This is a genomic window from Enterococcus sp. S183_ASV_20, from assembly GCF_018919685.1.
Taxonomy (GTDB): Bacteria; Bacillota; Bacilli; order Lactobacillales; family Enterococcaceae; genus Enterococcus; species Enterococcus faecalis.
Map to the genome: position 1 here is coordinate 1 of NZ_JAHLRI010000104.1, position 4,637 is coordinate 4,637.

At 40.2% G+C, this 4,637-nt stretch carries 4 protein-coding genes; all 4 read right to left on the reverse strand.

Annotated features, from left to right (window positions below; translation table 11 throughout):
• The coding region (locus KQI94_RS15490; protein WP_216454596.1) for a cytosine permease at window positions 1-944 on the reverse strand (944 nt) is incomplete at its 3' end.
• 133 nt (window positions 945-1,077) lie between these two features.
• On the reverse strand, window positions 1,078-2,640 hold the full coding sequence (locus KQI94_RS15495) for a PucR family transcriptional regulator (protein WP_002354724.1): 1,563 nt from the start codon (window positions 2,638-2,640) through the stop codon (window positions 1,078-1,080).
• Window positions 2,641-2,663: 23 nt separating this feature from the next.
• Window positions 2,664-3,911 carry a U32 family peptidase gene (locus KQI94_RS15500; protein ID WP_002368523.1) on the reverse strand — a complete coding sequence of 416 codons (1,248 nt, stop codon included), beginning with the start codon at window positions 3,909-3,911 and terminating at the stop codon, window positions 2,664-2,666.
• Between the two features lie 27 nt (window positions 3,912-3,938).
• Window positions 3,939-4,637, reverse strand: a 699-nt coding sequence (locus tag KQI94_RS15505; protein WP_216454599.1) for a U32 family peptidase, incomplete at its 5' end; no start/stop codon positions are given.

Consider the following 4,637-nt stretch of genomic DNA (forward strand, 5'->3'; position numbering starts at 1 on the left):
GCTAATAAGGTCCCAATCGCGCCGGCCGCACCGACAGCGACTTTTTCTTTTTCTTTTGGAATATCAAAGACATTAATCAAGGCCAGTCCGCCAGAAAAAGCATTCACGGCATTCGTGGTCCAAGTTGCTAAAATTAGCGCAATAATTCCTAAAACTGGAAAACCGAGATTCATAAAAACTTCCGTGATATCTGCGGTGTTCGATGCAATGGTCAAGACCGCACCAACGCCAATCATCAACAAGCCTGTCGGTAAAATCCCTAAGGTGGCCGCTTTAACCACATCTTTACGAGAAGAAACATACTGAGAGTAATCTCCAGCAATTACTGCGCCTAATGCAAAAGAACCGACAGTCATTGAAAGACCTGACATAAAGCTTCCTGCTGTTTGAGGTGTATATTGACTAACAGCTTCCCAACCGTTGTTTCTTAACGAAGCCACCAAGCCATAAAGACAAACCAGAACTAACACAGGAACCGCAAAATAATTCAGAATTTTCAATATTTTTATGCCATAAAGAGCCGAAATAAGCATGATAACTCCCCAGATTAAGGAAGAAAGCGACACAGGTAAATCAATGCCGTAAATTTTTAAAAAGTTCGTGAAGGCGCCGCCGCTGACATTGGCTTGCAAGCCAAACCAACCTAAGCAAGCAATCGCTAGAATAATGGAAATAATCTTTTGCGAGCCTTGAATGCCAAACACTTGAGAAGCGACTTTGACAGAAGGTTCTTGTAAGTCGGAACTTTGAATTCCTTGTAAAATCATTAAAATAACAATAATACCGTAACCAATAAATCCTGTTAACAAAGCTTCCCATAAAGGCATGCCTGCAACTAACGTTCCTCCAATAATTAATCCTGGCACGCTAATCATTGCGCCCGCCCAAACAAATGCTAAGCTAAGCCACGATTGTTGTTGCTCATTTTTTAATTTCATTCTCATTCCTCCTTAATTATTTTTTCAATTATAACGAAAAATCAGTCATAGGTCTTTTTCAAATTGAAAAAAATATCGAGGAAGTTTTGGCTTAAAATAAAAAGCAGACAAATCGGCTACTGCCGATTGTCTGCTTTTTTCATTCATTCGTGACCAAGCGATATAAGATCATCGCCAAATAGACTTCATAGGCTTCGGCGGCGTTGGTCATATCATAGCCGAGCGCTTCATTAATTTTACTGATACGATATTTGACCGTATTTTTATGAACAAATAGGCGTTCGCCGCATTCTTTAAAATCACTACTTGCATCTAGTAAAAACGTCCCTAATGTCATTAACTGCTCTGATTCTTTTAAGAGAGGTTGGATAACTGCTAAGCGTTGTTGGATTGCTTCTTCTCCTGCTTGGAGACACGTCATCATTTGTTGAACTGTACGAATTTCTGCGATTGATAACACTTTTCTTTGTGGATAGACGCGCTTTAAAAACGGCGCGACTTGATTAGCGGTTTGGTAGCTGACACGCACTTCAGTCGTGTTACGAACTTTCGGACAAAGGATGATTTCACCTAAATAGTCCTGATAGTCTGTGGCTTGCAAGTATTCTTTACTAATCGTGGCTTCAGGTTGTTTGTGTAAATAATTACCTAAGAGAACAATCAGGTAATTTTCTGTTTGCTGGACAATCGTTGTTTGGTAATAGTAACGTAGGAAATCTTTCAAATCTTGCTGAATAGCGTGGATTTCTTGTCCTTGTTGCCAAATAGGCAAAAGCCACATCGTTTCGACAGAAGAAATATCAATCATTAATTTTTTGGCTAATTGGTACATCTTATCACTTTCATCGTTAATGATTGCTTGGACTAAGGCATACTCACTGACTTCGTCATAGTTTTTCCCCCATAAATTCAGAGCCATCTGAACAACTTCCACCGCTTGATTCATCTCAAAAGAGGTTAACTGCTCTTCTTCTCGAATGAAGTAAAGCTTCAATGTTTGTCCATCTTTCTGAGGAAGTTTTTGCGAGGTAATGAAGTAGGTCGTTTCTCCCAACGCTACTTTCTCTTGTGATTGATAAAGTAACTTGGTTAAGGGTAATTTCGTGCTTCGCGGCCAATTGATGGTGCTGATGATTTCATTGGTATAGGTGGTTAACGCAATATTGACTTTTAAAAAATCGGATAGGATTTTCAAGGTCATTTCCACACTGCGGTTTTGTTCAGGCAAAAGGGAAACTTTTTCCAAGAGGTCTGTTGCAAAAGAAGCCATTTTATTTTTATTGACTAACAATTTCATGACTTCATAAATGACTTCGTTGTAGCGTAATGTGGGATCATTTTTAGGCATTTGGATTAAAATAAAACCTAAAGAATCCGCTAATTGAATCACTTCCTCTGCAACTTTCGGTACGATAATCCCAACGTAGTACAAGATTAGGCCTACTTCGCCTAATTCATGGAGATGCCGAATCGTTTCGCATTGCTTCACCACATCATGACGAATGGCACAAAATGAACCAATCAAAATTTCGCCAGCGTGGTATTCATTTGTTTTGTGAAGTTTTTCCGAAAACAAAGACATATCAGAGACTTCTAAAAAAGAAAGAGAAGCAACAGATGTGTCCAATTGGTTTTTACCAGAAAGTACCGTTGCTTCTCGCAAAGACGGTAATTTTAATAAATCATTCACGCGGACACTCATATTTACTCCTCCTTTTGGCTGGTTTATTTTTTCTTACGAATCATATCGCCGACTGCAACAGGTTGCGTCACTTCCATTGTTAATAACATCATGGGATTAGGTGCCCGATCGATCGCTTCACCGTCTTCATTATACATCTCTTTAACGGTTTGGTGGAAATGGGTAAACCCGGGACCATAAAATTCAATTTCATCGCCGACACTGAAAAGGTTCCGTTGACGAATCGTTGCGACTTGCGTCTTTTCGTTGTACGCAATCACTTCGCCAACAAATTTATATTGTGGAATTTTACGACGTTCGCCGAATAATTGTTCATTTTCACTTGGTGTATTGTAATAAAATCCAGTTGCTAATTCACGTTGTGCTACTTTCCATAATTCATCAATCCACTCTTGTTGGCAGACATAGTTTTCAGGGTCTTCCATGTAAGAATCGACGGCTTTTTTATACACATTAGCGACTGTCGAAACATAGTGAATGGATTTCATGCGGCCTTCAATTTTAAAACTATCGACACCATTTTCAATTAATTCTGGAATATGTTCAATCATAGACATATCTACGGCGCTCATTGAAAACTCTTCTTCAACTTCCCCTTCGCTGGTTTTGCTCCGACGTTCTGTCCCAAAAGGCATATCAAATAACTCATATTTCCAACGACAAGATTGAGAGCAACCGCCACGATTGGCATCCCGCATCGACATATGATTGGACAAAGTACAACGTCCTGAATATGAAATACACATTGCTCCATGAATAAAGGCTTCAATTTCAATGTCCGTATTTTCACGAATCGCTGCAACTTCCTCCATTGAAACTTCGCGCGCTAAAACCACACGTTCTAAGCCTTCATTTTTCCAAAATTCTAATGTTTCATAGTTGGTTGCTGAAGCTTGTGTCGATAAATGGATAGGTAAACCTGGTGCTTCTGTCGCACAAATTTCGATTAAAGCTGGATCGGAAACAATCACAGCTGAAATTCCGATGTCTCGCAATTCTCTGAAAAACGCTCCTGCCCCTTCCTGGTTTCCTTCATGAGTGACCATATTGGCAGCGACATAAACTTTCGCATTATGTTCGCGGGCAAAGGCTACGCCTTCCGCCATTTCTTCTGGCGTGAAATTTCCTGCGCGGCTACGCAGACCGTAGGCATTCCCTCCGATATAAACGGCATCGGCACCGTAACGAATTGCGACTTTTAGTTTTTCTAGCGTCCCGGCTGGAGCCAACACCTCGGGACGCTTCAATGTTCGTTCTGTCATTACTTTCATGTTCTTCTTCCCCTTAAATGAATCAATTTATTTTATTGCATCGGCACTTAAATCAAAGAAACCATTGTCTAAGCCACGACCTGTTGGATGTAATTTTTCAATTTCAGCTGTTGCATGAGCTGCTTGATCTTCGGACCAAGTTCCCGCTTCAAGTGCAGCTTTCGCTTCAGCAAATAAGCGAGCAATCGCGACAAAATTTTCACCTGGCGTGTAAAGGCCATCGAGCTTCCATGTGCGATAGTGATGGTCATACAAGTTTGTTAACTCATTCATCAAGTTCACATCGTTATTGGCAAAAATATGCGTACCATGACTATCTTCATAAATGGAATAGTGGGTTTCTGGTTTTTTGGGTTCAGAAATAAACAGCCCTTCGTCTTTTGTAACCCCTTTGTCGTTCTTTGTGTAATTGTAGTAATTTTGAATTAATGGGCGTTTCGATTGATGAATACACGTCGCCCCATAGACAAGAATTTCAGCTGGAACTGCTAAGTTTTCTTCCATTGCGACCATTTCTTCAAAAGGTACTTCCCGAGCTAGGACAGCTCCGATGGCTCCTCGTTTACTCCAAAAATTGATTTGACGTGAGCTCGTTACCAAGGTTTCGCCATCATAAACGTAAGGAATTTCTAATCCATCTCGTTGCATAATAAACACAATACCTGGATCACCCAAAGTAATTTTATCGACGTTGATTTCTTTTAAAAATGTCAGATACTCTGGGAC